Consider the following 26607-nt stretch of genomic DNA (forward strand, 5'->3'; position numbering starts at 1 on the left):
ACACCGTATCGCCGCATCCGCGTGCGACCGCGCGCCGCCGGCCGCACTCAGAACGGCTGCAGCACCGGCACGAGCAGCACGCTCACCACGAGCACCACGAGGGTGAACGGCACCCCCACCTTCACGAAGTCGCCGAAGCTGTAACGCCCCGGTTCCACCACGAGCGTGTTGACCGACGACACCCGCACCGACGACGAAGTGCGCCCCGACCAGCACGACGTTCGGATCCGCGAATCCCGCGAGCGCCTCCTGCACGCTCAGGATGCCGGTGAGCGGCAACGCGACGATCACGAGCACGGCGACGACACCCGTCCGCGGACGCCCGAGCGCGAACATCCCGATCGCCACGGCGAGCAGCGCGAGCACGACGACCAGCTCGAGGCTCATCTGCGCTGCTTCCGGGTGCGCCGCGGTTCAGGGGATCGGGGTGGCCGGTGCCGACGGCGTCGTGCCCTGCTGCCCGAACAGCCCCACCCCGTAGCTGGTGAGCACCTCGTAGGCGTCGCCGTAGCTGTGCGGGTCGATGTGCTCCGGGTTGCCGTACTTCGCCAGCAGCAAGCCGAGCAGACCCTGCGCCGGCGGGCTGAGCGGCTTGTCGCGGTGGGCGTTACCCGGATGCGGATCCTCGGCCTGCGGGTTCGGCGGCAGGTACTGCGGGGTGGTGGTGGGCCAGGTCGCCGACGACCCCGCCCGCGACGACGCCGGCGGCCGCGGCGCCGCCTGCTCGCAGGAAGTCACGCCTGCTCGTGCCGTCCCGGTGTGGCTCACCGTGTTCGTCCACCCCACCATCTCAACAGACGTCTTCCGGAAATGGTCGATTAGCGTGAACCCGTGACCGTTTTCGCCCCCGAGGTCGTCGAGGCCGTGCTGCATCACATGAACGACGACCACATCGACGACAACCTGCTCATCGTGCGCGCCTTCGCGGGTCGCGATCCGGAATCCGCGCGCATGATCGACCTCGACCACCGCGGAGGAACCTGGCGCTACACCGTCGCGGGGGAGGAGGCCGAGCTGCACCTGCCGTGGTCGCAGGAGCTCAGCGAGCGCCCCCAGCTGCGTCGCGAGATCGTGGCGCTCTACGACGCCGCGTGCGGCAAGCTCGGCGTCGAACCGCGCCCCCACGACTGAGCCGCCGATGACGCCGAACCGGATCGCCGCGATCGTGGGCGCTGCGCTCTTCGCCGTGCTCGGCGCCTGGGGCCTGGTCGTCTCGCTCGCCCCCGCCGACCCCCGGCTCGGGCCGCTCATCGCCGGCGTGCTCGGCACGAGCGTGCCGCTTGCCGCGCTGCACCTCGTGATCGCTCTCGCCCTCGCCGCGGGCACCATCCGCGGCGAGGCGCTCGCCCGCCCGATCAACGTCGCGGCCGGCACCCTGCTGCTGGTGCTCGGCATGGTCGGCCTGTTCGTGGTGAGCACGCCCGCCAACGTTCTGGCGCTCAACGGGGCCGACAACGTCGTGCACTTCGCGACATCCTCGGGCCTGCTGGCCACCGGCCTGGGGGCCGCGCGACCGAAAGCGGATGCGGCACGGGGCTAGCACCAACCTTCAGGCAGCCATAAACTAAGGGCAACCTCACCAAAGGAGTCCCGTGTCCGTGCTGCCCTTCTCGCAGGCCCTCCGCGAGCGCACCTGGTCTGGCCACTCCGACAGTGAGGGCGCCGGCTTCATGACCGACCTCATGAAGGGCGACGGCACCCGCGAGGACTACATCGCCCTCGTCGCGCAGCACTACTTCATCTACGACGCCCTCGAGAGCGCCGAGGCGGCGTTCGCCGCGGATGCCGTGGTCGCCCAGTTCGCGACCCCGCGCCTCACGCGCCTGCCCGCCCTCGAAGCAGATCTCGACTACCTGCTCGGCGCCGACTGGCGCGACCGCATCGCCCCGCTGCCGACGACCCGCGCCTATGTCGACCGCATCCGCCGCGTCGCCGAGGAACGCTGGTCGGGTGGATTCATCGCCCACCACTACACGCGGTACCTCGGCGACCTCTCGGGCGGGCAGTTCATCAGCCGCGTCATGCAGCGGCGCTTCGGATTCGAGAGCAACGGCGTCGGCTTCTACCTCTTCGACGAGATCGCCGACCCGCAGGCGTTCAAGCAGACCTACCGTGACGAGCTCGACCGGGTGACGTGGGATGCCGCCGAACGCGAGCGGGTGATCGACGAGGTGCTGCTCGCGTACCGCTTCAACACCGAGCTGTTCGACGACCTCGCGCGCGCGAAGGCCGCGGCGTAGGGCAGGTGCGGCGGCGGTTTCGAGACGCGTCGCGCTTCGCGCGGCGCTCCTCAACCACCTGACTGCCCAGCTGGTTGAGGAGCGCCCGCAGGGCGCGTCTCGAAACCAGCGCCCCCTACGCCCGAATGCCCGGGATCGGCTTCGCCCGCTCCATGAAGCGGCGCACGTTGTCGTCGACGATGATGTCGCTCGGCCGCAGCGGTCGCGACAGGTAGAGCCCGTCGAGCGCCGTCAGCCGGCTGAGGGCGACATAGGTCTGCCCCGGCGCGAAGCTGCGCTGCCCGAGATCGACGATCGCGGAGTCGTAGCTCTTGCCCTGCGACTTGTGGATCGTGACCGCCCATGCGAGCCGCAGCGGGAACTGCGTGAACTCGGCCACGACATCCCGCGTCAACTGTTTCGTCACGGGTGAGTAGCTGTACTTGTAGCGCTCCCAGGTGGCCGGGGCCACCTCGTGCCGCTCACCGTCGATCTCGACGGTCACGTTGTCGGAGATGCGCACGACCTCGCCGATCGTGCCGTTGACCCAGCGACCCTCTCCCCCGGCGTCGTTGCGCAGGAACATCACCTGAGCGCCGACCTTGAGTTCGAGCTTCTCGTCGGCGGGGTACGCGCGCCCACCGAAGTCGCCATTCACATCGGCGACGGCCGAGAGGATGCGGCCGGGCAGCCGGCCGAGCGCCGCCTGGTTGATGCGTGTGACGGTGGCGTTCGTCGTGGCGAGGGTGATCGTGCCGTCGTCGGGGGCCGGGCGCGCGCCGACCGAGTTGAGCCGGCCCGCCATCTCGGCGGTCACCTGTCCGTGGCGCACGGCGTTGAGCAGCTGCTTGAACTCGAGCTCGTGCTGCCGGTGGATCGTGCCGAGTTCGTAGATCGTGAGGTCGGCCTCCTCCCACACCCGCGCGTCGAAGAACCACATCGAGCGGTAGCGGTCGGCGAAGTAGGCCCGCTCGTCGCCGTCGCCCGGCACCGGGGCGAGCTGGAACGGATCGCCGAACAGCACGAGCTGCACGCCGCCGAAGGCCTCGTGCGGCTTCTGGCGAGCCTGCCGCAGGCTGCGGTCCATCGCGTCGAGCAGGTCGGCGTTGACCATCGACACCTCGTCGACCACGAGCGTCTCGATCGCGTTCAGCAGCTTCTTGAGCTCGGCGGACTGCTCGATCTCGTGATCGGCGATGACGCCGATCGGCAGCCGGAACAGCGAGTGGATGGTCTGCCCGCCCACGTTGAGCGCCGCAACGCCGGTGGGCGCGCAGATCACGAGCTGCTTCGAGGTGTTCCAGGCGAGGTACTCGAGCAGCGTCGACTTGCCCGTTCCCGCGCGACCCGTGACGAAGATGTGCTCGCGCGTGGTCTCGATCGCCTCGAATACCGCCCGCTGCTCGGGGGCGAGATCGGTGCGCGGCATCACAGCAGGCTAACCGAGCCGCGACCTCTCCTTCAGACGCACACGGCAGAATGTGCACCGTGCGGATCGTGATCGGCTGGGTAGGGGCGGTGGTGGTGCTCGCGGGCTCGATCATCGCGGGCGTCGCGATCGCGAATGCCACGGTGTTCTCGGCATCCGCGTTCGCCCGCGACTACCTGACCTCGCTCGCCGACGGGCGCGTCGACGAGGTGCTCGCCCTGCCCGGAGTAGATGCCGAGGGGCTCGACCAGCGGATGCTCGACCCGCTCGCGCTCGACACGTTCAGTTGGGAGCTCGTGGGCGACACCGAAGACGACGGGGTGCACCGGGTGACGGTCGCGTTCACCTCGGGCAGCACGAGCGGCCGCGCGACGCTGCACATCGAGCGGGTCGGCACCCGCCTCGCGCTGTTCCCCGAGTGGGGTTTCGCGCGCTCCCCGATCACGGCGCTCAGCGTGACGACCACGGGCGACGAGCGACTCGCCGTCGGGCGCCTGCCGCTCGAGATCGCGGATGGTGCGCCCGCCGTGTTCGCGACGCTCACCCCCGGTGTGTACCGCTTCGCGCACGACTCGGAGTTCCTCACCGCCGACGAGGTGACCATCGCGGCCGTCGGTGGCGAGACCTCGGTCGAGATCGACATCGTGCCGAGCGCGACCTTCCTCGATGCCGCGCAGGAGGCGCTGGCCGACGCCCTCGCGGCGTGCGCCGACCAGCACGTGCTCTTCCCCACCGGGTGCCCGTTCGGTTACGCGATCGAGAACCGGGTGGCGTCCGAGCCCGAATGGACCATCTCGCAGCTGCCGCGCGTGCGGCTCGCGCCACACGAGCACGTGGGATCGTGGGCCCTCATCGGGGCCGACGGGGTCGCGCACCTGCGGGTCGACGTGCAGTCGCTGTTCGACGGGTCGGTGTCGACGCTCGAACAGGACGTTCCGTTCTCGGCGGCCTACCGGGTGGGTTTCGACGGCTCGGCGGTCGTGCTGGCGCCCGCCGTCGACTCGGCCGACTCCGCCGGCTGAGTCTCTGCCCGGCCGCCCGCATCCGCGCGGTGAGCGAGCATCGCGTTGTACGCCGCGAGCTCGGCCTCGCCGTCGCGGTCAGCGGCGCGGTCGCGGCGCTTCGCCTCGCGGTCGTCGCTGCGGGCCCAGAGCACCGACACCACCACGGCGAGCGCGACGGTGGGGATCTCGCCGACCGACCATGCGATCCCGCCGCCCCAGGCCTGGTCCTCGAGCGGCGGCAGCCCCAGGTGCGACCCATCGCGCCGTACCAGTCGGCGAGCATGAGGCCGGTGTCCGACATGATCGCGAGGCCGAAGAAGGCGTGGAAGGCCATCGTGGCGAGCAGCAGCAGCAGCCGCAGCGCGTACGGCGGCCGCTTGCGCACCGGGTCGGCGCCGACGAGCACGAGCACGAACAGGTAGCCCGAGATGAGGAAGTGCGCCACCATCCACAGATGGCCCACGTGGTCGGTGACCGCCCAGCGCAGAATCGGCGTGTAGTAGAACACCCACAGCGAGATGGCGAAGATGGCGGCCGCCACGATCGGGTTGGTGAGCACATTCGCGACCGGCGACTGCACCGCCCACAGGATCCACTCGCGCCCGCCCCGGCTCCCGTCGGTGCGCTTGCGGATCGCGCGGGCCGCGAGCGTCACGGGGGCGGCGAGCACGAGCAGCATCGGGATCGCCATGGTGAGCACCATGTGCCCCAGCATGTGCATCGAGAACAGGTACTGCTCGTAGACGGCGGGCGCACCGTTGGTGACCCACACGAACGACGCGAGACCCGCGAGCCAGAGCACCGTGCGGTAGACCGGCCACCTGTCGCCGCGACGGTGCAGGCGCCACACGCCCGCGAGGTAGAAGAACGCCGCGAACGCCGCGACGAGCACCCACAGCAGCTCGAGCTGCCACTCGGTCAGGTAGCGGATGGGGGTGAGCTCGGGCGGCAGCGCGCGGCCGGTGAGGTACTCGGCCGGTGTCGGGTTCGCGAGCTCCGTCGCCGGGATCTCCTCCACCGGCGGGGCGGTGCGGGCGAGTCCGGCCGCGAGTCCGCTCGCGATGCCCATGAAGGCGATCTCGCCGAGCACGAGCAGCCGGAACCACCAGCGCGAGGCGCCCTCCCGCATCCGCGAGATCGCCCAGCGGCGCTGCACGGCGCCGAACGCGCCGAGCGCGAGCAGCGCGCCGACCTTGCCGAGCACGATGAGCCCGTAGGGGGTCAGCAGCTCGGGCAGCTCGCCGATACGGATCGCCGCCGACACATACCCCGAGACGGCGACGACGATGAAGCACACGAGCGCGATGCTCGAGTAGCGCGCGAGCACGACGCGCAGCCGGTCGCCGTCGACGAGACGACGCACGAGCACGACCGCGAGCAGGCCGCCCACCCAGAGACCGGCGAACACCATGTGCAGCCAGAGGGCGCTCACCGCGACATTGTGATCGGCCGTGGCCCCCGCGTGACCCTGCTGCGCGATGAGCAGGAGCGTGAGCATCGAGCCACCCGCGGTGATCGCGAGCATCGTCGAGTTGCGCACCGCGAAGCACACGGCCGTGGCGGCGGCGGCCACGAGCGTCACGGTGAGCCACGCCCGCCCGACCGGCACCGCCGTGAGGAAGGTGCCGAACTGCTGGCCGTACACGTCGTCGAGGGTGGGCGCCGAGATGTGCAGACTCTGGAACAGCAGGAAGGCCATGGCCCCGGATGCGACGGTCCAGACGGCAGCGCCCGCGGCGGCCACGTCGACGGCGCGGTCGTACGCCTTCTCACCGGGCGTGAGCGCGAACACGGCGAGCACGAGCGCGCCGATCGTCGCGGCGGCACCCAGGTCGACGAGAACCGTCGCGATCGGGATGCCGTAGCGCACCACCGCGCCGGGGTCGACGAGCGGGAGCGGCGCAGCGCCGCCGCCGACGGCGAGCGCGATGAGCACCGCCGCGAGGGCGGCGAGAAGAAGAAGGGCGGGTCCGGTGACCCACGCAAGGCGCCGCACGCATCCAGCCTACGTGCGCGCGCCGAACGGCACCGACCCCGCGAATGCAGCAGGGGCACCGACCAACGATGGTCGATGCCCCTGCAGGCTCGGAAGGTGCCTTACTTGACGGCGGCCTTCAGCTTGGAGCCGGCCTTGACGCTCACGCCGTTCGACGCGGCGATCTGGATGGTCTCGCCGGTCGCGGGGTTGCGGCCCGCACGCGCAGCGCGGTGGGTCTTCTCGAACGACAGCCAGCCGGGGATGCTGACCTTCTTGCCGCCGCCGACCTGAGCGGCGACGACGGAGAAGAACGCGTCGACGACCTTGCCGACGGCCGCCTGGCTCTCGCCGGTCTCGGCGGCGATCGCGGCGACGAGGTCGCTCTTGTTGAGGGTGTCAGCCATGTGTCCTCCTCGGACGTTTTTCGTGATCTCGATGCGAACTCCCCGGTGGGGAAGTCGCGGGGTCGGCCCCGAGGTTGTCGACCCCTGAACCGTGCTCGAAACTACCAGCGATCCCCGACATTTCCGGGCGTTTCGGGGCTTTTCGCCCAGGTCGACCTCAGGTGTTGGTTGAGGGTTGTGCCGCTGCGAACACGACGAAGGGGCGCCGGCGCGATGCCGACGCCCCTTCGGACGTGAATGCGGAAGCGGTGTTACCAGCTCGACTTGGTCACACCGGGCAGCTCGCCACGGTGGGCCATGTCGCGGAACCGCACACGCGAGATGCCGTAGCTCGTCAGCACACCACGGGGGCGGCCGTCGATGGCGTCGCGGCTGCGCACGCGGATCGGGGAGGCGTCACGGGGCAGCTTCTGCAGGCCGACACGGGCGGCCTCGCGCTGCTCGTCGGTCGAGTTGGGGTCGACGAGCGCCTTCTTCAGCTCGAGGCGCTTCGCGGCGTAACGCGCGACGACGACCTTCCGCTGCTCGTTCTTGGCGATCTTGCTCTTCTTGGCCATGTCTTAGCGCTCCTCGCGGAATTCGACGTGCTTGCGCACCACCGGGTCGTACTTCTTCAGCACGATGCGGTCGGGGTTGTTGCGACGGTTCTTGCGGGTCACGTAGGTGTACCCGGTGCCGGCGGTGGAACGCAGCTTGATGATCGGACGGACGTCCTGTGCCTTCTTGGCCATCAGATCTTCTCCCCACGCGCGAGGATCTCGGCGACGACGGACTCGATGCCGCGCGCGTCGATCACCTTGATGCCCTTAGCCGAGACCGTCAGGGTCACGGTCCGCTTGAGCGAGGGCACGTAGTACTTCTTCTTCTGCACGTTCGGGTCGAAGCGGCGCTTCGTCCGGCGGTGCGAGTGCGAGATGTTGTGTCCGAAGCCGGGAACGGCTCCGGTCACCTGGCACACAGCTGCCATGGTTTCTTATCCAATCGCTACCGTGGGGCGAGCGCCCCACCCAAGGTCACTTGTCGGCACGCCGATACCGTGAACTCTTCGAGTCGCGGCGGCGCACAAAGAAGGCCGCATTTCTGCGGTCAACCCTCCGATGCTACCCGAGGGATGCCGCATCCGCCAGCCGCGTGCCGCATACGCCCGCCCAGTAGCCTTGCGTAGTGCGGCGTTGTAAGGCAAGATGATGTCGAGTAAGGAGCAACTCATGCCGACAGCCACGATGACCAGCAAGGGCCAGATCACCGTCCCGAAGGAGGTCCGCGACGACCTGCATCTGGAAGCGGGCTCGAAGGTGATGTTCGTGCGCCTGTCGGATGGCCAGTACCGGATCGTGGCCCGCACGGGCAGCATCATGGACCTCGCCGGCCTCTTGTACCGGCCGGATCGGGCGCCCGTCATGATCGACCAGATGAACGAAGACATCGCAGCGGCCGCTGCCGAGCACGTCATGCGGGGCCTCGAGCGTTGATCGGGATCGACGCGAACGTTTTGCTGCGCGCGATCGTTCGCGATGACCCGGGCCAGGCCCGCGCCGCCGACGCGGTGCTGGCCTCACTGACGACCACTCGGCCAGGCTTCATCACTCACGTCGCGCTCGCAGAGTTCGAATGGGTCCTCGCGCGGAGCTATCGGGAACCGCCCGCGGTGCGGCTCGCACTCATTCGCGGACTCGTCGAGACGGATTCGCTCGAATTCGAGGATGGAGAGAGCGTCGTGCGCGCCCTCTCGCTCGCCGAGTCGGGTGCCGACTTCCCGGATGCGCTCATCGCCGCAAGCATGGAGCTCTTCGGGGTCGCTGACGCGGTCACCTTCGACCGTGACGCAGCCAAGCGGATGGGCTGGCGCCTGCTGGAGGCCGCCGACGCCTGACTCAGCGCGCGCATGCGGCCGCGGTGCACTCCGGGCACACCCCGAACACGTCGACGACGTGGTTCGGCTCGGTGAAGCCGTGCTCGGCGGCGACGTGACGCGCCCAGGCCTCCACGGGATCCGCCGAGATCTCCACCGCCGTGCCGCAGTTGCGGCAGATCAGGTGATGGTGGTGCGAGCCGGGCGTGCACGCGCGGTACAGGCTCTCGCCCTCCTGCACGAGCGAGTCGGCCTCGCCCTCGCTCGCGAGGTCGGCGAGCGCGCGATAGACGGTGGCGAGCCCGACCTCCGAGCCGGTGCCGCGCAAGGAGGCGTGCAGCGCCTGCGCCGACACGAAACCCTCGGTGCGGCCGAGCGCGTCACGCACAGCCTCACGCTGCCAGGTGTTGCGCTTCACGGCGCCACCACCTCCTTCGCCCCTAGGGTACGTCGATCCCGGCGGCGGCGCCCTGCGAGCACGCACACCACCCAGATGAGGAACGAGATGGTCGTGACGTAGGGGCTGATCGGCACGCTCGCGCCGAGGGCGAGCAGGATGCCGCCCACAAGTGATACGAGCGCGAACGCCATCGACAGCAGCGGCACGACGACCGGCGAGTTCGAGATCCGCAGGGCCGCCGCGGCGGGCGTCACGAGGATCGACAGCACGAGCAACGCGCCCACGATCTGGATGCTCGCGGCGACCGCGAGGCCCAGCAGCAGCATGAATGCGAGTGAAATCCCGCGCACCGGAACGCCGCGTGCCGCAGCGACCTCGGCATCCAGGCTCGCGAACGACAGCGGACGCCACATCACGAGCAGCCCCACCACGACGATGCCGCACACGATCGCGAGCCAGCCGAGCCGGGGGTCGTCGACTGCGACGATCTGACCCGTGAGCAGCCCGAACTTGGTGGACGCCCGCCCCGGGTAGAGGGCGAGGCACAGGATGCCGAGGCCGAGACCGAACGGCATCAGCACGGCTGTGATCGAGTTGCGTTCGCGCGCTCGCGCCCCGAGCACCCCGATGATGACGGCCGCCACGAGCGACCCGATGATCGAGCCCTCGACGACGCCGACGCCGAACAGCAGGCCCGCCGCAGCACCCGCGAACGACAGCTCGCTCACGCCGTGCACCGCGAAGGCGAGGTCGCGGGTCATCACGAACACGCCGATGAGTCCGCCCGCGATGCCGAGCACGGCCCCGGCGAGCACCGAGTTGTGCAGCAGGGCGAGCAGTGCGCCGTAGTCGCGGAAGTCGAAGAGGGCGCTCCACCAGTCGCTCACGCGGCACCTCCCCGCGCACCGGGGCCATGCTCGTGGGTGTGGTGCGCGTGGTCGGGCGTGCCCACGATGATCACGCGGCCGTGGCTGCGGATGACGTCGATCTCGGCCTGGTAGAGCTCGGAGAGCACCTCCGAGGTGAGCACCTCATCCGGGGTGCCGATGCGGAACCGTCCGCCGGCGAGGTAGAGCACGCGGTCGACCATGCCGAGTAACGGGTTGACGTCGTGGGTCACGAACAGCACCCCGAAACCCCGCTCGCGACGATGCCGGTCGATGAGGTCGCTCACGAGCCGTTGCGCGCGCAGGTCGAGCGAGCCGAGCGGCTCGTCGCACAGCATGAGCCGCGGGTCGCCCGCGAGCGCCTGGCCGACGCGCAACCGCTGCTGCTCACCCCCGACAGCAGCGCCACCGGCACCTTCGCGTAGTGGCTGGCACCCACCGCATCGAGCAGCTCGTCGACGCGTTGATGGCGCGCGCGGCTCGGCCATCCGGTGCCCCAGCGCTCTCCGTCGACGCCGAGTCGCACCAGGTCGCGGCCACGGATGCGCAGCGCCGGATCCTGCCCGCGCTGCTGGGGGATGTAGCCGATGCGACGATCGCCGCGGCGCACCGGTTCACCGTCGAGCAGGATCTCGCCGTGCGCGAGCGGATGCTGCCCGAGGATCGCCTTCAAGAGGCTCGTCTTGCCGGAGCCGTTGGCCCCGAGCACGGCCACGAACTCGCCGGGAGCCACATCGAGCTCAAGCCCCGACCACAGCGTGCGTGCGCCGAGCGTCAATTGCGCGTCGCGCACACTCAGCACCGGTCGGCTCACCGGCTCATGCTAGCTGAGAACCGTTCTCAGTGTTAGTTCGGCGCGGCGATAATCCGCCGCGCTCGGCCGATCGGCCGGCCGTGCGCGAACGCCCGGCCGATCGAGTGCCGACAGGCTCGAGCCCTCGGGGAGGGGGCGCGGCGGGTGTCGAGCGGAGCAGGAGGGAGCGCGGGGGTGTCGAGCGGAGCGGGGGTGCGGATTCGGTTCCCGGACGCTGGCATCGGGACTGGCGGGAGCGCATCGCCGCAGGCGATACGCGGGGGCATGCGTCCGGAAACCGAATCCGCTCCCCGCGAAGCGTCGAGGGACCCCGGTCAGTCGAGCAGCAGCGCCGGCTCCTCGAGCACCGAGGCGACGTCGGCGGTGAAGCGCGACGCCACATCCCCGTCCACCACTCGGTGATCGAACGAGGCACCCACCGTGGTGACGTAGGCCGGGCGCACCTCGCCGTCGACCACCCACGGCTTCTGCTTGATGGTGCCGAGCGCCACGATCGCCACCTCGCCGGGGTTCAGGATCGGCGTGCCGGTGTCCATGCCGAACGAGCCGAGGTTGGTGATCGTGATGGTGCCGTTCGACATGTCGGCCGGCTGGGTCTTGCCTTCGCGGGCCACGAGCGTGAGCTGCTCGAGCGATTGCGCGAGCTCGAGCAAGGAGAGGTTCTGTGCGTCCTTGACGTTCGGCACGATCAGCCCGCGCGGCGTCGCGGCAGCGATGCCGAGGTTCACGAAGTGCCGCACGATGATCTCCTCATCGGTCCAGCAGGAGTTCACCGTGGGGTTGCGGCGCACCGCCCAGATCACGGCCTTCGCCATCACGAGCAGCGGGCTCACCCGCACCCCCGCGAAGTCGGGCGAGGCCTTGAGGCGCTTGACGAACTCCATCGTGCGGGTGGCGTTGACGTCGGTGAACACCGACACGTGCGGCGCGGTGAAGGCGGATGCGACCATCGCCTGCGCGGTCGCCTTGCGCACGCCCTTGACGGGGATGCGCTCCTCGCGCTCGGTGGGCCAGGCGGGCGTCTGGATGTTGCGGAACACGCTCGCCTGCTGCGCCTGACGGATGACGTCCTCGCGCAGCACCTCGCCGCCGGGTCCGGTCGCGGTCACCTCGGCCAGGTCGACGTCGAGGTCTTTCGCGAGCTTGCGGATGGGCGGCTTGGCAAGCACCTGCGCGCCGGGCAGGCGCGGGGCGACGCGCGCAGGCGCGGGCGCCGACGGCGCAGCACCGGGTGCACCCGGGACGGGCACGGCCGCGCCGGGACGCCGGCGGCGCGTGGCGGTGTGACCCCCTTGGAGCCGTAGCCCACGAGCACCGAGCCGGATGCGGCATCCTCGGCTTCGGGCCGCGAGCCCATCGTGCCCGGGTCGGAGACGGTGCCGAGGCTCTCGGAGTCGTTCGCGGGGGCCTGCAGCTCGATCGTGCCGCCGACGGAGTCGACGCGGATGATGGGAGCGCCCACCTCGACGGTCGCGCCCTCCTCGGCGAGCAGTTCCGTCACGGTGCCGGCGAACGGGCTCGGCAACTCGACGAGCGACTTGGCGGTCTCGATCTCGACGAGCACCTGGTTGACGGTCACCTGGTCACCGGGCTTGACCTTCCAGGCGACGATCTCCGCCTCGGTGAGGCCTTCGCCGACATCCGGCAGCGGGAACTCTGCGTGGGCCACGGGGCCTCCTCAGTGGGTGAACAGCGGGGGTGGGTCAGTAGGCGAGGGCGCGGTCGACCGCCTCCAGGATGCGGTCCACATCCGGAAGGTAGACACCCTCGAGTTTGGCGGGCGGGAACGGGGTGTCGAAACCCGAGACCCGCAGCACGGGCGCCTCGAGCGAGTAGAAGGCGCGCTCGGCGACCGTCGCCGCGACCTCCGACCCGACCGAGACATTGCCGGGCGCTTCCTGCGCCACCACGAGCCGACCGGTCTTCTGCACCGATTCGACGAGCGGGGCGTAGTCGATGGGGGCGAGCGAGCGCAGGTCGATGACCTCGACGCTCGTGCCCTCGGATGCGGCCACCTCGGCGGCCTGCAGCAGCTGCGCGACCATCGCACCGTGGCCCACGAGGGTCACCTGGGTTCCGGTTCGCACGACCCGGCTGTGGTGCAGCGGGGTGGGCACGCCGTCGTCGGCGACCTCGCCCTTCTGCCAGTACCGGGCCTTCGGCTCGAAGAACAGCACCGGGTCGTTGGAGGCGATGGCCTGTTGGATCATCCAGTAGGCGTCGTTGGAGGTCGCCGGGCTCACGACCCGCAGGCCGGGCGTGTGGGCGAAGTACGCCTCGGGGCTCTCCTGGTGGTGCTCGACGGCGCCGATGTGGCCGCCGTAGGGCACCCGGATGACGACCGGGAAGCTCGCCGACCCTTCGTGGCGGTAGGTGAGCTTGGCCAGCTGCGAGGTGATCTGGTCGAAGCCGGGGAAGATGAAGCCGTCGAACTGGATCTCGCACACCGGGCGGTAGCCGCGCATCGCGAGCCCGATGGCGGAGCCGACGATGCCCGATTCGGCGAGCGGGGTGTCGAGCACGCGCTTCTCACCGAACTCGGCCTTGAGCCCCTCGGTCACCCGGAAGACGCCGCCGAGGGTGCCGATGTCCTCGCCCATGAGCAGCACCTTCTCGTCTGCGGCCATCGCGGCGCGGAGGCCCTCGTTGATGGCCTTCGCCATCGGCAGCATCCGTTCGGTCACTTCTCCACCCCTCGAAGCCCGCCTCGTAGGCAGCGAACCAGCGCGCCTCCTCGGCGACCAGCGGATGCGCGTCCGTGTAGACGTGCTCGAAGACCTTCGCGGTCGGCGGGTCGGTCAGCTCGAGCGTGCGCCGACGTACGTCGGAGGCGAGGTCTTCGGCCTCGGCGGCGACGTCCTGGAAGAAGTCGTCGCCGACGCCGAGCGAGCGCAGATAGCTCTCGTAGCGCGTGATCGGGTCGCGCTCGGCCCAGAAGCGCGTCTCGTCGTCTTCGCGGTACTTGCTGGGGTCGTCGCTCGTCGTGTGGGCGCCCATGCGGTAGGTCAGGGCTTCGACGAAGCGTGGTCCGTTGCCTGCCCGCGCAGCATCCATCCCGTGGCGCGTGACGGCGTAGCTCGCGAGCACGTCGTTGCCGTCGATCTGCACACTTGGGATGCCGAACCCCTCTGCGCGCAGGTAGAGCGGTGTGCGCGACTGCCGTTCGACGGGCACCGAGATCGCCCAGTGGTTGTTCTGCAGGAAGAACAGCTGCGGCGTCTGGTAGCTCGCGGCGAAGACGAAAGCCTCGCTCACATCGCCCTGGCTGGTGGCGCCGTCTCCGAAGTACACGAGGGCGGCCTCGTCGACCTCGGGGTCGCCGCTGGGCTCGCCGTCTAGGCCGATGCCCATCGCATACCCGGTGGCGTGCAGCGACTGCGAGCCGATGACGAGCGTGTAGAGGTGGAAGTTGCCGGTTTCCGCCGGAACCCAGCCGCCGTGGCTGAGGCCGCGCAGCATCTCGATGACCTTCATGAGATCCAGACCGCGGATGCGACCCACGACGTGCTCGCGGTAGGCGGGGAAGATGTGATCCTGCGTGCGGGCGGCGTAGCCGGACCCGACCTGGGCGGCCTCCTGTCCGAGGCTCGGAATCCACAGTGCGAGCTGGCCTTGGCGCTGCAGGTTCCCCGCCTCGATGTCGAAGCGCCGCACGACCACCATCTGCCGGTGGAAGTCGAGCAGGCGGCTCTCGTCGAGGTCCGTGATGAGGGGCAGGTAGGGAGCTGTCGCGTCGCTCTCGACGAGCGTCCCCTGGGGCGAGAGCAGCTGAACCGTCGCCTCGGTATAAGACATGGGCTCTACCCTATGCCGCGCTCCATTCCACGGAAGTCAGAGGGTGCGCACAACCTTTTCCGCGGCTTGGATGAGCCTGTCGACAGACTCTGCCTCTCCGACGGTCACCCGGATGCCGTCGCCCGCGAACACGCGCGCGACGATTCCGTGCTCCTCCAGCACCTCGGCGGCGGCGACCGTCTGGGCCCCGGTGGGCAGCCACACGAAGTTGCCCTGCGGCTCGGGGATCGTCCAGCCCTGGGCGCGCAGCGCGTCGCGGATCTCGTCGCGGCGCTGCACGAGTTCGGCGATCTGCGCGCGGTACTCGTCTTCGTGGTCGAGCGCCGCCAGCGCCGCCCGCTGTGCGGGTTCGGTCACCGAGAGGGCGATCGCGGTGGCCCGGCAGGCGTCGAGGATGTAGGAGGGCCCGACCGCGTAGCCGACGCGGAGGCCCGCGAGCCCGTACGCCTTGGAGAAGGTGCGCAGCACGACGAGGTTGGGGTGGTTCTCGAGGATCGGCAGCCCGTCGACCGCGGCCGGGTCGGTGACGAACTCGCGGTAGGCCTCGTCGAGCACCACGAGCACGGTCTCGGGAACGGATGCCATGAAGGCCTCGAACGCCTCCGCGGTCACGGTCGCACTCGTCGGGTTGTTGGGGGTGCAGACGAGCACGAGACGCGTGCGGTCGGTGACGGCCGCCGCCATCGCGGTGAGGTCGTGCGATCCGTCGGGCAGGTGGGGGACGGTGACGCTCGTGGCGCCCGTCACCGTGACGATTCCCGGGTAGGCCTCGAAGGAGCGCCAGGAGTAGAGGATCTCATCGCCCGCTCCCGCGGTGGCCTGCGCCAGCTGATGGAGGATCGACACCGAACCGGCGCCCACGTGCACCTCGTCGACGGTCACGCCGATGCGTTCCGCGAGCCGCACCCGCAGGGCCGTCGCGGCCCCGTCGGGGTAGCGCATGATGCTGGATGCGGCGATCGCCTCGCTCACGGCGGGCAGCGTCGGAAAGGGACTCTCGTTGCTCGAGAGCTTGAACGCGTCGGCGGGCGCCGGACGCCCTTGGCGGTAGGGGTCGAGCGCGGCGATCTCGGGCCGCAGGGTGACGGGCATGGCATTCATGCTAGGCGCGGGGTGCGCGGCGGCGGCGACGCTGGGATGATGTCGGCATGCGCTTCGTCATCCGCCTGCTCATCAACGCGCTCGCTCTCTGGCTCACCGTGCTCATCCTGCATCCGCACGTGCAGGTGGCGTCGTGGGATTCCGCGGCCGACGGCACGAGCTGGTCGTGGCCGCTGTTCTGGACGTATGTGCTGCTCGCGGTGATCTTCGGTGTCGTCAACGGCATCGTCGGAACGGCGATCAAGATCGTGGCGTTCCCGCTGTACATCCTGACGCTCGGTCTCATCTCGCTCATCGTGAACGGCCTGCTGTTCCTGCTGGTGGCATGGATCTCGACGCTCATCGGCTTCGGCCTCTCGGTCGAGAGCTTCTGGTGGGGCGTGCTCGGGGCGATCGTGCTCGGTGTGATCGGCTGGCTGATCGGGATCATCCTGCGGCCGCTCACCCGCAAGAAGCGCTGACCGGGCGAGCTCACCTCGTCGGCACCCGCTCGGCGCGGTAGCTGAAGGTCGTGATCTGCGAGCCCTCCCTGCCCGTGTAGTCGTGCGTGAGGGCATCGAGTGCATCGAGTTGGGCACGCACCTCGGGCGACCCGGCGGCATCGAGCAGCCGCGCCGTTTCGGCATAGGCGCGGCGTTGGTGCGCAGGAACCGGCAGATCGGTGGGGATCGCCGACCCCTCGGGATACGCCCGACGTTCCACGATCGTGCGGTCGGTCGCTTGCTGAGCCCCGCCCGTCGCCACGACGAAATCGTCGCTGTGCCGCACGGCGACACCGTGGATGCCCTCCGGCAGCTCGATGCCGCCACCGGGATCGCCGTAGGTCTCGAGCCCGACGGTGTTCCAGTTTCCGGATGCGGCCACCGCATCCGCGACGAGCCCACCCTGCGAGAACCCCACGAGCACGACCTCCGAGTCGGGGGCGATGCCCGCGTCGGCCATCGCCTGCTCGGTCGCGCGGATCGATCCGGCCGGCAGTCCGGCGACCCCGGCCACGTTGCTCGTGAGATCCCACGGCTCATCGCCGGCGATGGGTGAGAAGGTCTGGGTGGGCGCGACGTAGACGACGTAGCGCGGCGGTTCGCCGGGAGCCGTGTAGCGCTCGATGCGCACCTGATCCTCGGCTGGCACCCGCTCGAGCCGCTGCTCGGCACCCGCCGGTGGGGTGGGCGTGGCGGTCTCCGACACGCGCTCGACCCGCACGGGCGTCTCGTGGAACGCGCGACCCGGGCTTGCGGAGCCCGCCGCGATGAGCACCCCGGCACTCGTCTGGACCCCGAGGATCCCGAGCCCTTGTTCCCCGAGCACCATCGAGACCCATGGCGGCAGGCCCGACGCCCCCAGCACGGCATCGTCGGTGTTCGACACGACGCGGCGCACGAGGGTCGCGAACTCGGGGCTCGTGACGACCTCGGGATGATCGAGCAGCCAGCGCTGCAACACCGCCTTCTTCTGTGCGTCGGTACCGGGCAGCCGGTTCCAGACGAGCACACCGCCCGCGCCGAGCAGCGGCAGGAGGGGAAGGGCGAGACGGGCGAGCGTGCCTGTCGACCATGCGGATGCCGCATCCTGCAGCGACATCACGCTGCGTTCGCCGAGCTCGTAGCTGCTCTGCGCGATGGCGATGGCTCGCCGAAGGGTGCGCACCTGATCGGCGAGGTCGAGCCCGGTCATCTCGCAGCGCTCGAGCTCGGAACGCAGGGCGCCGGGTGGGGTGTCGAGGCCGAGCACCGCGATGCGATGGGCGTCGGATTCGATGGCGTCGGCGAAGGCGTCGAGTTGCGGGAGGTGTGCGAGCAGCACGTCGGTGGCCACGAGCGTCGAGCGGCCCGAGCGCACGATGAGCGGACTGGGCGGCGTGGTGGAGGAGCCGGATGCGGGATCCGTGCCGCGCACCGGGTCCGGTGTCGCCACCTCAGCCGGCAGCATCGAGCACCTCCCGACGCGCCGCGTGGACGGCATCCGCGAGTTCGGCCGCCGCCGTGCGCAGGCGGTCGGCGATCGCGTCGACCCGCAGCGCGTACAGCTCGTATGCGGGTCCGCGCCACGCCTCCGGGCCGATCCGGGGAAGATGGCCGGCGCGCAGCGCGGCGTCGCGCTGCAGTCCCACGAGTTGCACGAGGCGATCTCGGGCGCGCTCGAGCTCGAGCGGATTGGCGGGCATCCGGGCTCCTTTCGACGATGCGACCATGCTGGGCGTCCCGCCGAACCACCGGGGCGGCGGAAGCCACATCCGGGGAGAACTCGTCACGAGTTTGATTCGGAAGGAGGGTGCCGCGGTTCGGAAGGACGCGCCACAATGGGCGGGTGAGCGACCCGCGGACGAGCGACCCGATGGTCTTCCGCATCTGCTTCGTGTGCACGGGCAACATCTGCCGCTCGCCGATGGCCGAGGCCATCATGCGCGACATCGTCACGACGAAGGGCTACGGCTCGATCGTCTCGGTGACCTCCGCCGCGACGGGCGATTGGCACGTCGGCGAGCGGGCCGACCCGCGCACGATCGCCGCGCTCGACGCGCACGGCCACGACGCCACGCGGCACCGTGCCCGGCAGTTCGACCCGACCTGGTACCCCGAGCTCGACCTCGTGGTCGCGTTCGACCGCGGCCACGAGCGCATCCTGCGTCAGTGGGCCTCCAACGACGCGGATCGCAGCAAGGTACAGCTGCTGATGAGCTTCGACCCCGAGGCATCGGGCACGATGGACGTACCGGATCCGTATTATTCGGACGCCGCCATGTTCGACACCGTGCTCCTCGCGATCGAGCGGGCGTGCGCCTCGCTGTTCCGGCAGCTCGAACCCGCCATCCGACAGGGAGTCCCATGAGTCCGCTTCCCCGCAGCCCCTGAGCCCGCTCGACGGTCGCTACCGCACCTCGGTCGAGCCGCTCGGCGAGCACCTCTCGGAGGCGGGTCTCAATCGCGCCCGCGTGCGCGTCGAGGTGGAGTGGCTGCTGTTCCTCGCGGCCCGCGGGATGTTCGGGGTGACGCCCGTCGAGGCGCAGCAGGCCGAGGCGCTGCGGGCGTGGGCCGAGCACTTCGGGCAGCCCGAGATCGATGAGCTCGCGCGCCTGGAGGCGACCACGCGTCACGACGTCAAGGCCGTCGAGTACCTCGTGCGTGCCCGACTCACCGCGCAGGGCCTCGATCACCTCGCCGAGCTCACCCACTTCGCCTGCACGAGCGAAGACATCAACAACCTCTCCTATGGCATCACACTGCGCGCCGCCGTGCAGCAGGTCTGGCTCCCGCGGTTCGACGCCGTCGTGGAGAAGCTGCGCACCCTCGCCCTCGAACAGCGCGACCAGCCGATGCTCGCCCACACCCACGGGCAGCCGGCCACCCCGACGACCTTCGGCAAGGAGCTCGCGGTGGTCGTGCACCGCCTGCAGCGCCAGCGGATGCGGATCGCCGCCGTCGAGTTCCCCGCCAAGTTCTCCGGCGCCACCGGCACCTTCTCCGCCCACCTAGTGGCTGAGCCGAGCGCCGAATGGACGTCGATCTCGCGCGAGTTCGTCACCTCGCTCGGCCTCGACTGGAACCCCCTCACGACCCAGATCGAGTCGCACGACGGCCAGGCCGAGCTCTTCGGTCGCATCGCGCACGCCAATCGCATCCTGCACAACCTGGCGACGGATGTCTGGACCTACATCTCGATGGGATATCTCACCCAGATCCCGCAGGCGGGGGCGACCGGCTCGTCGACCATGCCGCACAAGATCAACCCCATCCGCTTCGAGAACGCCGAGGCCAACCTCGAGCTCTCGTGCGCCCTGCTCGACTCGCTCGCGGCAACCCTCACGACGAGTCGCCTGCAGCGCGACCTCACCGACTCGACGACGCAGCGCAACATCGGCGTCGCCCTCGGACACTCGCTGCTCGCCCTCGACAACCTGCTCAAGGGCCTCGGCGAGATCGCGGTGAACCCGGACGCGCTGGCCGCCGACCTCGACGCCAACTGGGAGGTGCTCGGCGAGGCGATCCAGACCGTCATCCGCGCCGAGGTGGCCGCCGGCCGCTCGAGGATCGCCGACCCGTACGCCCTGCTCAAGGAGCTGACCCGCGGCAAGCGGGCGACCGCCTCCGACCTCGCCGACTTCATCCGCGGACTCGACATCGGCGACGCGGCGAAGGAGCGCCTGCTGGCGCTCACCCCGGCGACGTACACGGGACTCGCCTCGGAGCTCGTCGACTACCTCGGCTGAGCGCGGCGGGGCTCAGCTGCGTCGGCCGCGGCTGGGGTGACCGCCCCATCGGGCGGCATACGCATCCACCCATCGCCTCCCGCCTGCGAGAAATGCAGGAGATCGGGCCAGCACGGGATGCCGGAGCCCGGATCTCAGGGGCTCGGCCTTGGCAACTCCTGCATTTCTCGCACGGATGCGCCCGCCATGCGCGTGAGTTCCTCGCGCAGCTCCGGCGTTCGAGCTGTCGTCGCGGATGCGGATGCCGCGAGCGGCTCACCGAGCGGGTCGGCGTCGAACATGGGCGCTCCTGTGCCCGATGTGGTGAGTGACTACTCCCACATGTCCGGCACCGCCGCATCCGTCCGGCTACGTCGAAAATGCAGGAGAATTGCCCGGCTGCGGGCAGCGGAGGCCCGGACGCGTGGGGAATGCGCGCCGAGACTCCTGCATTTTCGACACAGCGACGAGGCCGAGGCGACGGTCAACCCGACGCCCGCGCCTCAGTGCTCGCGGGGCCCCGGGTGAGGATCGCGGTGCACCGAGCCTGCGGTGCCGGTGGGCGCATCCGGATCGACGGGGTCGACGCGGTCGCCGCTCTTCGGGGCGACCGCGATGAGCAGCGTCGCGATGAACACCAGCGAGGCGACGAACGCGACGCCCGCCATGATGAGCGCGAGCGCCCACTCGCGCGTGCCCATGAACACGAAGAGGCCCACGAAGACACCGAACACGCCTGCCATCACGAGCAGCTCGACCGGGCGCATGCGTTCGCGGCGCGAGGGGTGGGGGTCGTGTCGTTCATGCACTCACCTTCGTGGAGACCGGGCGCGGCGCGCGCAGCGAGAACGCCACAATCGCGAGCTGCACACCGAGGATGATGGCCCAGGCTCCCAGGATGCCCACGAGCAGGATGTCGGCCGTCACGACGCCCGAGACGGTGCCGTCGGCCGCGTCCGCGACGGCGTAGCTGTCGGCGTAGTCCTGGGGCACGAGCAGGAAGACGAGCCCGAGCATCGCCGTGAGCACACCCGTGAAGAGCCAGTCGCGCGCCGCTGCTCGGGCGCGACGGAAGCGGATGCCGTTGACCGCCTCGAGCGCGCCGGTCACGATCGCCCAGGCGCTCACCACCGGCACGAAGTACCCGAGGCCGCCGCTCGGCAGCACGAGAGCGGCGATTCCCGCAACGGCGGTCACGACGCCCTGCAGCAGCACGAGGCCACGCACGGACCGGTCGGCACGCAGCCCCGACGCCAGCAGCACGGCAGCCGTCACGACCGCGAACACCCCGAACCCGGCGAGGCCGAGCCGTGCGGAGTGATCCTGGCTGAAGGTGATCACGAGCCCCAGCACGAGCGCAGGCAGCGCACGGGCGAGCGGAGCGACCCAGGTATCCGGCGCTCCGAGAGCGGGAGAGGCTTCGGACACGGCTCCATCCTACGTTCGCCCGGGGCAGAGGGCGGGCCTCGGGCGCATGGTCGCCCCGAGGCCCGCCTGCGTCAGAAGCTCCAGCGTTGGGCGTCTGTCTGGTTGCAGGTGTAGAGCTGCATCTTCTGCCCGTCGAACAGCGGCGCCCCGTTCGTCGCGTCGAGGCACTTGCCCGACTGCGGGTTCTTCAGCGCCCGCGTCGCGGAGTCGTACGTCCACTTCTGCGCGCCCGTGCCGTTGCAGGTGTACAACCACACGACGGTGCCGTTCGCGGTTCCGCTGCGGGCGACATCCAGGCACTTGCCGAGCGCTCGGATGCTGCCATCCGCCCCACGCGTCCAGCTCTGTGCGGCGTTGCCGTTGCACCACGCGAGCTGGATGCGGTTCGTGTCGGTGGCATCCGCCCACGGCACATCGAGGCACAACCCCGTGTTCGCGGTCGCCCGGATCGCACTCGTGCCGGTCGGCAAGCCCGACCCGCCACCGCCCGTCGACGAGCCGTTGTCGAACACATGGATGTAGTCCACGAACATCTGCTGCGGGAACTGCGTCGAGCCGTCGGGGTAGCCCGGCCAGTCGCCGCCCACGGCGAGGTTCAGGATGAGGAAGAACTTCTGATCGAACACCCACTGGTTGCCGCCCACGCTCGCACGCGTCACTCGGTGGTACTGCTGGCCGTCGACGAACCAGGTGATCTCGCCCGGCTTCCAGTCGATCGCGAAGGTGTGCCAGGTGTCGGCGAACGACCAGCCCTGCGGGTGCTGATAGGTGCCGCTGATGCCATTCGCGCCCGAGTAGCCGGGTCCGTGCACCGTGCCGTGCACGAGGTGCGGCTCGCGTCCGATGTTCTCCATGATGTCGATCTCGCCCGAGTTGGGCCAGCTCGTCTGCGGGAAGCCGGCGCCCAGCATCCAGAAGGCGGGCCAGATGCCCTGCCCACGCGGGATCTTGATGCTCGCCTCGATGCGGCCGTACTGCAGTTCGACCTTGTCGTTGGTGGCGAGGCGAGCGGAGGTGTAGCCGGCTCCGTCGCGGCGGGCCGTGATGACGAGGTTGCCGGTGCCGTCCATGGCCGAGTTGGACCGCGAGTTGACGTAGTTCTGCAGCTCGTTGTTGCCCCATCCGCTCGCGCCGAGCTCGTGGGTCCACACGGCCGGGTTGGGCGCCGAGCCGGCCGCACCGTTGAACTCGTCGGCCCACACGAGCTGGCCGGCAGCGGATGCGGCGGGCGCCGCTGCGAGGTCGGCCCCCGTCTGCAGGGGCACGACGAGTGCGCCCGCCGCGAGTGCTGCCAGCAGCAAGCGCGAGCGGCGTCGTCGCCGCGGATTCGTGGCGGTCTGGTGGCTGGGTCGTGCTGCACTGCGGTGGAACATGTGACCTCCCGGCTTCGTCGCCGTCCGGGCCGTGCCTGGTAGTGACTCGTGTCACTCACCCGCGCACGACGGTACCGGCGCGCGGCGGCGACCGCAAGGGTGAATGCCGGTCAGCCGGTGGCGAGTTCGTCCGGGTAGACGATGTCGATCTCGTCGATGGTCTGCGGAAAGTCCTTGCGATTGTTGGTGAGGAAGCGGTCGGCACCGGCGGCCACCGCCGTGGCGAGATGAGCCGCGTCTGCCGCCCGCAGCCCGTAGGTGACCGCGAGCACGAGTGCGAGCCGTGAGGTCGCGTCATCGAGCGGTCGGAGGTCGAGCCGACTGAGAAGGCTCAGCAACGCGGCGGTCTCGTCGGATGCGGGGTCGTCGCGCATGGGCTTGGCCAGCACCTCGGTCAACAGCAGAACGGAGCCGACACGAGCGATCTCATCCGCAGCGAACAGGCGGGCGACCTGCACGCCGATCGGATGGTCGCGGGCCGCCGCGTAGATGAGAACGTCGGCGTCGAAGGCGATGGTTTCGCTCATCTCCCCGACCTGCTCGCGCGAGCGGCTTCGGCGAGCTGTCCGGCGCGTTCGTCATCGATCGCCGCGGTGCGCACCGGCTGGGTGCGCGCGGTCTCCAGGAGTGCGGCGACGTGAGCGGAACGGTCCCAGGCCGCAGAAGCGCGACGGGACGCGAGCACATCGGGTCGCACCAGCACGGCGACGACCCGCCCGTGTCGCGTGATCGAGACCTCTTCTCCCGCCGCCACGCGGTCGAGCTGTGCGGGCAGCGTCTGGCGTGCCTGGCTCACGTTGATCCTCCGCATACCAGAATTGTACATACGTGTACGTGGTTGTACTCCCGCGTCATGCCGTGCGCTCCCCCAGCCATTCCGGAGTCGCGGAGGCCATGTGCGCCGCCAAGCCGGCGGCCAACAGATGCCCGCGCGGAAGGCTGCCGGATCGGCTGCGCTCGGCGACGAGATCATCGACGCTCATCCCCTCCCGCCGGGCGTCATGCAGCAGGCGCGCCATCTTCTCCACATTCCGCTCGCCCGCTTCCCGCCCGAATGCGATCTGCACGATGGACGGTTGGGGGATGCCGGGCATCGCGAGCAGGATGGCCAGTTCCGCATGACACTCGTGAGGAACGCTTCGGGTCGCTTCTCGAGCACGGTCTCGATCAGCAGCACGGCCATCGTGAACATCTCGCAGTGCGGCGGTGGGTCGGGCACCGGATCTGCCAAATGGCTCGAGATCGTCACCCCGAACTTGGGCAGGGCGTCTTTGATCCTGCCCAGCTGCATCCGCACCTGCTCGACGGATGCGCTGTCGACCGCGGGAAGGTGGATCACCGACACGTTGCTCGAGGCCGCGGCCGTTGCGGAGGGAGAGGGCATGGCTCATCGTCGCGCGCGAGCGTGCGGCGCTTCTCGGGCGGCCGCCGATCCGTGGAGAAGTGGATGCCGTCCACCCTGGGGAGGAGTGGCTAGACAGCCGGCGCCATGTCGGCGAAGCGGGAGAAGGCGCCCTGGAAGGCGACCGTGACCGTGCCGGTCGGACCGTTGCGGTGCTTGGCGATGATGAGGTCGGCCTCGCCCGGGCGCGACGACTCCTTCTCGTAGGCCGACTCGCGGTGCAGCAGGATGACCATGTCGGCGTCCTGCTCGAGCGACCCGGATTCACGCAGATCGGAGAGCGCGGGCTTCTTGTCGACGCGCTGCTCCGGGCCACGGTTGAGCTGCGAGAGCGCGATCACCGGCACCTGCAGCTCCTTCGCGAGCAGCTTGAGCGCGCGAGAGAACTCCGAGACCTCCTGCTGGCGGCTCTCGACGCGCTTGCCCGAGGTCATGAGCTGCAGGTAGTCGATGACGACGAGCTTCAGGCCCGCCTTCTGCTTGAGCCGTCGGCACTTGGCACGGATCTCGACGAGCGTCATGTTGGGGCTGTCGTCGATGTAGAGCGGCGCGTCGGCGATGCGGCCGCGCGTGGAGGCGAGGGTCGTCCAGTCCTCGCTGCGCACGTCACCCTTGCGCAGCTTCTGCAGGAAGATGTTCGACTCGGCCGACAGCAAGCGCATCGCGATCTCGCTGCGCCCCATCTCGAGTGAGAAGAAGATCGCGGGCATGTCGTTGGTGATCGCGGCCGCGCGCGCGAAGTCGAGCGCGAGCGTCGACTTGCCAAGTGCCGGACGTGCCGCGATGAGAATCAGCTGGCCCGGGTGGAGACCGTTGGTGAGGGTGTCGAGCTCGGCGAATCCGGTCGGAACGCCGGTCATGCTGCCGTCGCGCCCGCTCGCGTGCTCGATCTCTTCGGTAGCGGCTTCGATGGCCTGCACGAGGGGCACGTAGTCCTCGGCCTCGACGCCCCCGGCGACACCGTAGATCTCGGCCTGGGCGTTGTTGACGAGGTCGGTGACCTCGCCCTCGCTCGCGTATCCCATCTGCACGATGCGGGTGCCCGCCTCGACCAGGCGGCGCAGCACCGCCTTCTCCGCGACGATCGACGCGTAGTAGCCGGCGTTCGCGGCCGTGGGCACGAGGCCGGTGAGCGTGTGCAGGTACTCAGGGCCGCCGGCGCGCTGCAGATTGCCCGACTTGGTGAGCTCGTCGGTCACGGCGATCACATCGGTGGGCTCGCCATGGGAGTAGAGCGTGAGGATCGAGTCGAAGATGATCTCGTGCTTCGGGATGTAGAAGTCGACCGAGCGCACCGCCTCGAGCACGTCTGCCACAGCGTCTTTGCTGAGGAGCATGCCGCCGATCGCGCTCTGCTCCGCGAGCAGATCGTGGGGTGGCGTGCGCTCGCCCTGCCAGCCGTCGCGCGGACGCTCGGCCTCGGGCGCGAGTCCCAGATGGGCGATCGACACGGATGCTCCTTTCGAGGCGGAAACTACGTGCGGCCACCGACATCGAGGCGCAGGCGCGCCGCGCCTCCCGGACGAGGGGTGGTAGGGGTCGAGGTCGGGATCCTCACACCGGATGTCACGCTAGGGAGCCCATGAGGGGGCTTCAAGCCGCCCTGTGGATGAGCCTGTGGAGGAGCGGCGGGAAACGCCGCCACCGATGTGAAGAAGCTGTGGAGCGATCCGTGGATAACTTCGGCGTTATCGTCGATAACTCCAGCCTGACCTGGGGTTTCTGTTTTCACATCCTGTGTGTAGAAAGATGTTTAGAGTGCAGGTTGAGAGTTGTGGGATTCCGGATGCTGCATGTGGAAAGACCTCTTGACAACGACCCCGAAAACACAGTAGCGGCGCACCCCGCAGGGGCACGCCGCTACCGGAAAAGGCGGACTACTTCGCCGCGACGACGTCCAGCTGGAGAGCCGCGACGACGTCTTCGCGCAGACGCACAGTGGCCTCGTAGCGACCCGTCGACTTGACCGCCGAGGCGAGCTCGATGGTCTGCTTGTCGATCGAACCGAGACCGGCGGCCTCGACCGCGGATGCGACATCCGCGGTCTTCACCGAGCCGAACAGACGACCCTCGCGGCCGGCCTTGACGGTCAGCTTGATGGGCGACTCTTCGAGCTTGGCCTTGAGGGCCTGCGCGTCCTCGAGCGTGGCGAGCTCGCGGGCGGCACGGGCCGCCTTGATCTGCTCGATCTGCTTCTCGCCACCACGGCTCCACGACACGGCGAAGCCCTGCGGGATGAGGTAGTTGCGCGCGTAGCCGTTCTTGACATCGACGACGTCTCCGGCCGAACCGAGTCCGGTCACTTCGGAGGTGAGGATGAGCTTCGACATTCCGT

The 26607-nt window shown here is 69.7% G+C and carries 33 protein-coding genes and 3 pseudogenes; 9 read left to right on the forward strand and 27 right to left on the reverse strand.

Going from position 1 to position 26607, the window contains the following annotated elements:
- Positions 1–47: 47 nt before the first annotated feature.
- From QQK29_RS05480 to QQK29_RS18505, 3 genes are all read right to left on the reverse strand, one after another.
- On the reverse strand, positions 48–182 hold the full coding sequence (locus QQK29_RS05480; protein WP_284298465.1) for a hypothetical protein: 135 nt from the start codon (positions 180–182) through the stop codon (positions 48–50).
- 232 nt (positions 183–414) lie between these two features.
- Positions 415–558 carry a hypothetical protein gene (locus QQK29_RS18500; protein WP_431308657.1) on the reverse strand — a complete coding sequence of 48 codons (144 nt, stop codon included), beginning with the start codon at positions 556–558 and terminating at the stop codon, positions 415–417.
- Positions 559–607: 49 nt separating this feature from the next.
- Positions 608–781, reverse strand: a complete 174-nt coding sequence (locus QQK29_RS18505) for a twin-arginine translocation signal domain-containing protein (protein ID WP_431308658.1) — start codon at positions 779–781, stop codon at positions 608–610.
- Between the two features lie 50 nt (positions 782–831).
- On the opposite strand from QQK29_RS18505, the gene QQK29_RS05490 reads away from it, so the two are divergent.
- Genes QQK29_RS05490 through QQK29_RS05500 form a run of 3 tightly spaced genes read left to right on the forward strand, consistent with a single transcriptional unit; the run spans position 832 to position 2240 of the window.
- Positions 832–1131, forward strand: coding sequence for a DUF2470 domain-containing protein (locus QQK29_RS05490; RefSeq protein ID WP_284298469.1), 300 nt, complete (start codon positions 832–834; stop codon positions 1129–1131).
- Positions 1132–1138: 7 nt separating this feature from the next.
- Positions 1139–1540, forward strand: a complete 402-nt coding sequence (locus tag QQK29_RS05495; RefSeq protein ID WP_284298471.1) for a DUF4383 domain-containing protein — start codon at positions 1139–1141, stop codon at positions 1538–1540.
- Between the two features lie 52 nt (positions 1541–1592).
- On the forward strand, positions 1593–2240 hold the full coding sequence (locus QQK29_RS05500; protein ID WP_284298474.1) for a biliverdin-producing heme oxygenase: 648 nt from the start codon (positions 1593–1595) through the stop codon (positions 2238–2240).
- Between the two features lie 115 nt (positions 2241–2355).
- Here the strand turns inward: QQK29_RS05500 and QQK29_RS05505 are convergent, their stop codons facing one another.
- Entirely contained in the window at positions 2356–3648 is a 1293-nt protein-coding gene (locus QQK29_RS05505) for an ATP-dependent DNA helicase (protein ID WP_284298476.1), read from the reverse strand.
- Between the two features lie 59 nt (positions 3649–3707).
- Between QQK29_RS05505 and QQK29_RS18510 the strand changes: the two genes are divergently transcribed.
- A complete protein-coding gene (locus QQK29_RS18510; RefSeq protein ID WP_284298477.1) occupies positions 3708–4670 on the forward strand; it encodes a hypothetical protein in 963 nt (320 codons plus the stop codon).
- Here QQK29_RS18510 and QQK29_RS05515 read toward each other — a convergent pair.
- The 5 genes and pseudogenes from QQK29_RS05515 to rpmB form a co-directional block, all read right to left on the reverse strand.
- Positions 4598–6648 (reverse strand): annotated as a pseudogene (locus QQK29_RS05515) (bifunctional copper resistance protein CopD/cytochrome c oxidase assembly protein). The gene QQK29_RS18510 and the pseudogene QQK29_RS05515 overlap by 73 nt on opposite strands.
- 101 nt (positions 6649–6749) lie before the next feature.
- On the reverse strand, positions 6750–7034 hold the full coding sequence (locus tag QQK29_RS05520; protein ID WP_284298479.1) for an HU family DNA-binding protein: 285 nt from the start codon (positions 7032–7034) through the stop codon (positions 6750–6752).
- Between the two features lie 251 nt (positions 7035–7285).
- Positions 7286–7591 (reverse strand): 30S ribosomal protein S14, encoded by a 306-nt coding sequence (gene rpsN, locus QQK29_RS05525; RefSeq protein WP_284298480.1) that lies wholly within the window; start codon positions 7589–7591, stop codon positions 7286–7288.
- A gap of 3 nt (positions 7592–7594) precedes the next feature.
- The gene (gene rpmG / locus QQK29_RS05530; protein ID WP_029145259.1) at positions 7595–7765 is read right to left on the reverse strand and encodes a 50S ribosomal protein L33; all 171 of its coding nucleotides are present in this window, start codon (positions 7763–7765) and stop codon (positions 7595–7597) included.
- Complete coding sequence (rpmB, locus tag QQK29_RS05535; RefSeq protein WP_258799129.1) at positions 7765–8001, reverse strand: 50S ribosomal protein L28; 237 nt, start codon at positions 7999–8001, stop codon at positions 7765–7767. The genes rpmG and rpmB overlap by 1 nt, the downstream gene beginning before the upstream one ends.
- A 241-nt stretch (positions 8002–8242) precedes the next feature.
- Here rpmB and QQK29_RS05540 point away from each other — a divergent pair, with 241 nt between their 5' ends.
- Together QQK29_RS05540 and QQK29_RS05545 are read left to right on the forward strand one after the other, a co-directional pair.
- Positions 8243–8506 carry an AbrB/MazE/SpoVT family DNA-binding domain-containing protein gene (locus tag QQK29_RS05540; protein WP_284298498.1) on the forward strand — a complete coding sequence of 88 codons (264 nt, stop codon included), beginning with the start codon at positions 8243–8245 and terminating at the stop codon, positions 8504–8506.
- Entirely contained in the window at positions 8503–8907 is a 405-nt protein-coding gene (locus QQK29_RS05545; protein ID WP_284298500.1) for a type II toxin-antitoxin system VapC family toxin, read from the forward strand. The genes QQK29_RS05540 and QQK29_RS05545 overlap by 4 nt, the downstream gene beginning before the upstream one ends.
- Position 8908: 1 nt before the next feature.
- On the opposite strand, the gene QQK29_RS05550 is transcribed toward QQK29_RS05545, so the two are convergent.
- From QQK29_RS05550 to QQK29_RS05580, 7 genes and pseudogenes are all read right to left on the reverse strand, one after another.
- On the reverse strand, positions 8909–9304 hold the full coding sequence (locus QQK29_RS05550; RefSeq protein ID WP_284298502.1) for a Fur family transcriptional regulator: 396 nt from the start codon (positions 9302–9304) through the stop codon (positions 8909–8911).
- Complete coding sequence (locus tag QQK29_RS05555) at positions 9301–10173, reverse strand: metal ABC transporter permease (protein WP_284298504.1); 873 nt, start codon at positions 10171–10173, stop codon at positions 9301–9303. Before QQK29_RS05555 ends, QQK29_RS05550 begins: the two co-directional genes overlap by 4 nt.
- Positions 10170–10987 (reverse strand): annotated as a pseudogene (locus QQK29_RS05560) (metal ABC transporter ATP-binding protein). The gene QQK29_RS05555 and the pseudogene QQK29_RS05560 overlap by 4 nt, the downstream one beginning before the upstream one ends.
- 314 nt (positions 10988–11301) lie before the next feature.
- A pseudogene (locus QQK29_RS05565) lies at positions 11302–12656 on the reverse strand (dihydrolipoamide acetyltransferase family protein).
- A gap of 34 nt (positions 12657–12690) precedes the next feature.
- Positions 12691–13614 carry an alpha-ketoacid dehydrogenase subunit beta gene (locus QQK29_RS05570; protein ID WP_284301906.1) on the reverse strand — a complete coding sequence of 308 codons (924 nt, stop codon included), beginning with the start codon at positions 13612–13614 and terminating at the stop codon, positions 12691–12693.
- On the reverse strand, positions 13517–14782 hold the full coding sequence (locus QQK29_RS05575) for a thiamine pyrophosphate-dependent enzyme (RefSeq protein ID WP_284298506.1): 1266 nt from the start codon (positions 14780–14782) through the stop codon (positions 13517–13519). The genes QQK29_RS05570 and QQK29_RS05575 overlap by 98 nt, the downstream gene beginning before the upstream one ends.
- Before the next feature lie 36 nt (positions 14783–14818).
- Positions 14819–15883, reverse strand: a complete 1065-nt coding sequence (locus tag QQK29_RS05580) for a histidinol-phosphate transaminase (RefSeq protein WP_284298508.1) — start codon at positions 15881–15883, stop codon at positions 14819–14821.
- A 47-nt stretch (positions 15884–15930) separates the two neighbouring features.
- Here QQK29_RS05580 and QQK29_RS05585 point away from each other — a divergent pair, with 47 nt between their 5' ends.
- A complete protein-coding gene (locus QQK29_RS05585; protein ID WP_284298510.1) occupies positions 15931–16344 on the forward strand; it encodes a phage holin family protein in 414 nt (137 codons plus the stop codon).
- Between the two features lie 10 nt (positions 16345–16354).
- On the opposite strand, the gene QQK29_RS05590 is transcribed toward QQK29_RS05585, so the two are convergent.
- On the reverse strand, positions 16355–17797 hold the full coding sequence (locus QQK29_RS05590) for an alpha/beta hydrolase family protein (protein WP_284298512.1): 1443 nt from the start codon (positions 17795–17797) through the stop codon (positions 16355–16357).
- 1 nt (position 17798) lies between these two features.
- Complete coding sequence (locus QQK29_RS05595) at positions 17799–18047, reverse strand: hypothetical protein (RefSeq protein ID WP_284298514.1); 249 nt, start codon at positions 18045–18047, stop codon at positions 17799–17801.
- 170 nt (positions 18048–18217) lie between these two features.
- Between QQK29_RS05595 and QQK29_RS05600 the strand changes: the two genes are divergently transcribed.
- The gene (locus tag QQK29_RS05600; protein WP_284301907.1) at positions 18218–18712 is read left to right on the forward strand and encodes a low molecular weight protein-tyrosine-phosphatase; all 495 of its coding nucleotides are present in this window, start codon (positions 18218–18220) and stop codon (positions 18710–18712) included.
- A 19-nt stretch (positions 18713–18731) separates the two neighbouring features.
- On the forward strand, positions 18732–20090 hold the full coding sequence (purB, locus tag QQK29_RS05605; protein ID WP_284301908.1) for an adenylosuccinate lyase: 1359 nt from the start codon (positions 18732–18734) through the stop codon (positions 20088–20090).
- Positions 20091–20224: 134 nt separating this feature from the next.
- On the opposite strand, the gene QQK29_RS05610 is transcribed toward purB, so the two are convergent.
- The 9 genes from QQK29_RS05610 to rplI all read right to left on the reverse strand — a co-directional run bounded on the left by QQK29_RS05610 (position 20225) and on the right by rplI (position 26602).
- A complete protein-coding gene (locus QQK29_RS05610; protein ID WP_284298516.1) occupies positions 20225–20371 on the reverse strand; it encodes a hypothetical protein in 147 nt (48 codons plus the stop codon).
- Positions 20372–20572: 201 nt separating this feature from the next.
- Entirely contained in the window at positions 20573–20836 is a 264-nt protein-coding gene (locus tag QQK29_RS05615) for a hypothetical protein (RefSeq protein ID WP_284298518.1), read from the reverse strand.
- 34 nt (positions 20837–20870) lie between these two features.
- On the reverse strand, positions 20871–21497 hold the full coding sequence (locus QQK29_RS05620) for a DUF308 domain-containing protein (protein ID WP_284298520.1): 627 nt from the start codon (positions 21495–21497) through the stop codon (positions 20871–20873).
- Positions 21498–21568: 71 nt separating this feature from the next.
- Entirely contained in the window at positions 21569–22870 is a 1302-nt protein-coding gene (locus QQK29_RS05625) for a family 16 glycosylhydrolase (protein WP_284298522.1), read from the reverse strand.
- A 110-nt stretch (positions 22871–22980) separates the two neighbouring features.
- On the reverse strand, positions 22981–23397 hold the full coding sequence (locus tag QQK29_RS05630) for a PIN domain-containing protein (protein WP_284298523.1): 417 nt from the start codon (positions 23395–23397) through the stop codon (positions 22981–22983).
- On the reverse strand, positions 23394–23696 hold the full coding sequence (locus QQK29_RS05635; RefSeq protein ID WP_348533817.1) for a type II toxin-antitoxin system Phd/YefM family antitoxin: 303 nt from the start codon (positions 23694–23696) through the stop codon (positions 23394–23396). Before QQK29_RS05635 ends, QQK29_RS05630 begins: the two co-directional genes overlap by 4 nt.
- Positions 23697–23721: 25 nt before the next feature.
- Positions 23722–23964 (reverse strand): hypothetical protein, encoded by a 243-nt coding sequence (locus QQK29_RS05640; protein WP_284298525.1) that lies wholly within the window; start codon positions 23962–23964, stop codon positions 23722–23724.
- Between the two features lie 379 nt (positions 23965–24343).
- Entirely contained in the window at positions 24344–25723 is a 1380-nt protein-coding gene (gene dnaB / locus QQK29_RS05645) for a replicative DNA helicase (RefSeq protein WP_284298527.1), read from the reverse strand.
- Between the two features lie 426 nt (positions 25724–26149).
- The gene (gene rplI / locus QQK29_RS05650; protein WP_284298529.1) at positions 26150–26602 is read right to left on the reverse strand and encodes a 50S ribosomal protein L9; all 453 of its coding nucleotides are present in this window, start codon (positions 26600–26602) and stop codon (positions 26150–26152) included.
- Positions 26603–26607: the final 5 nt, after the last annotated feature.

It is taken from the genome of Homoserinibacter gongjuensis (assembly GCF_030161875.1).
Classification (GTDB): Bacteria; Actinomycetota; Actinomycetes; order Actinomycetales; family Microbacteriaceae; genus Homoserinibacter; species Homoserinibacter gongjuensis.

Excerpts from the sequence above, each read along its gene's own strand:
- QQK29_RS05495 (WP_284298471.1), top strand. The coding sequence starts at position 1,139 with ATGACGCCGAACCGGATCGCCGCGATCGTGGGCGCTGCGCTCTTCGCC.
- QQK29_RS05505 (WP_284298476.1), bottom strand. The coding sequence starts at position 3,648 with ATGCCGCGCACCGATCTCGCCCCCGAGCAGCGGGCGGTATTCGAGGCG.
- QQK29_RS05520 (WP_284298479.1), bottom strand. The coding sequence starts at position 7,034 with ATGGCTGACACCCTCAACAAGAGCGACCTCGTCGCCGCGATCGCCGCC.
- rpsN (WP_284298480.1), bottom strand. The coding sequence starts at position 7,591 with ATGGCCAAGAAGAGCAAGATCGCCAAGAACGAGCAGCGGAAGGTCGTC.
- rpmG (WP_029145259.1), bottom strand. The coding sequence starts at position 7,765 with ATGGCCAAGAAGGCACAGGACGTCCGTCCGATCATCAAGCTGCGTTCC.
- rpmB (WP_258799129.1), bottom strand. The coding sequence starts at position 8,001 with ATGGCAGCTGTGTGCCAGGTGACCGGAGCCGTTCCCGGCTTCGGACAC.
- QQK29_RS05540 (WP_284298498.1), top strand. The coding sequence starts at position 8,243 with ATGCCGACAGCCACGATGACCAGCAAGGGCCAGATCACCGTCCCGAAG.
- QQK29_RS05570 (WP_284301906.1), bottom strand. The coding sequence starts at position 13,614 with ATGGCCGCAGACGAGAAGGTGCTGCTCATGGGCGAGGACATCGGCACC.
- QQK29_RS05575 (WP_284298506.1), bottom strand. The coding sequence starts at position 14,782 with ATGTCTTATACCGAGGCGACGGTTCAGCTGCTCTCGCCCCAGGGGACG.
- QQK29_RS05580 (WP_284298508.1), bottom strand. The coding sequence starts at position 15,883 with ATGAATGCCATGCCCGTCACCCTGCGGCCCGAGATCGCCGCGCTCGAC.
- QQK29_RS05585 (WP_284298510.1), top strand. The coding sequence starts at position 15,931 with ATGCGCTTCGTCATCCGCCTGCTCATCAACGCGCTCGCTCTCTGGCTC.
- QQK29_RS05595 (WP_284298514.1), bottom strand. The coding sequence starts at position 18,047 with ATGCCCGCCAATCCGCTCGAGCTCGAGCGCGCCCGAGATCGCCTCGTG.
- QQK29_RS05600 (WP_284301907.1), top strand. The coding sequence starts at position 18,218 with ATGGTCTTCCGCATCTGCTTCGTGTGCACGGGCAACATCTGCCGCTCG.
- QQK29_RS05610 (WP_284298516.1), bottom strand. The coding sequence starts at position 20,371 with ATGTTCGACGCCGACCCGCTCGGTGAGCCGCTCGCGGCATCCGCATCC.
- QQK29_RS05615 (WP_284298518.1), bottom strand. The coding sequence starts at position 20,836 with ATGCGCCCGGTCGAGCTGCTCGTGATGGCAGGCGTGTTCGGTGTCTTC.
- QQK29_RS05625 (WP_284298522.1), bottom strand. The coding sequence starts at position 22,870 with ATGTTCCACCGCAGTGCAGCACGACCCAGCCACCAGACCGCCACGAAT.
- QQK29_RS05630 (WP_284298523.1), bottom strand. The coding sequence starts at position 23,397 with ATGAGCGAAACCATCGCCTTCGACGCCGACGTTCTCATCTACGCGGCG.
- QQK29_RS05635 (WP_348533817.1), bottom strand. The coding sequence starts at position 23,696 with ATGTACAATTCTGGTATGCGGAGGATCAACGTGAGCCAGGCACGCCAG.
- QQK29_RS05640 (WP_284298525.1), bottom strand. The coding sequence starts at position 23,964 with ATGCCCGGCATCCCCCAACCGTCCATCGTGCAGATCGCATTCGGGCGG.
- rplI (WP_284298529.1), bottom strand. The coding sequence starts at position 26,602 with ATGTCGAAGCTCATCCTCACCTCCGAAGTGACCGGACTCGGTTCGGCC.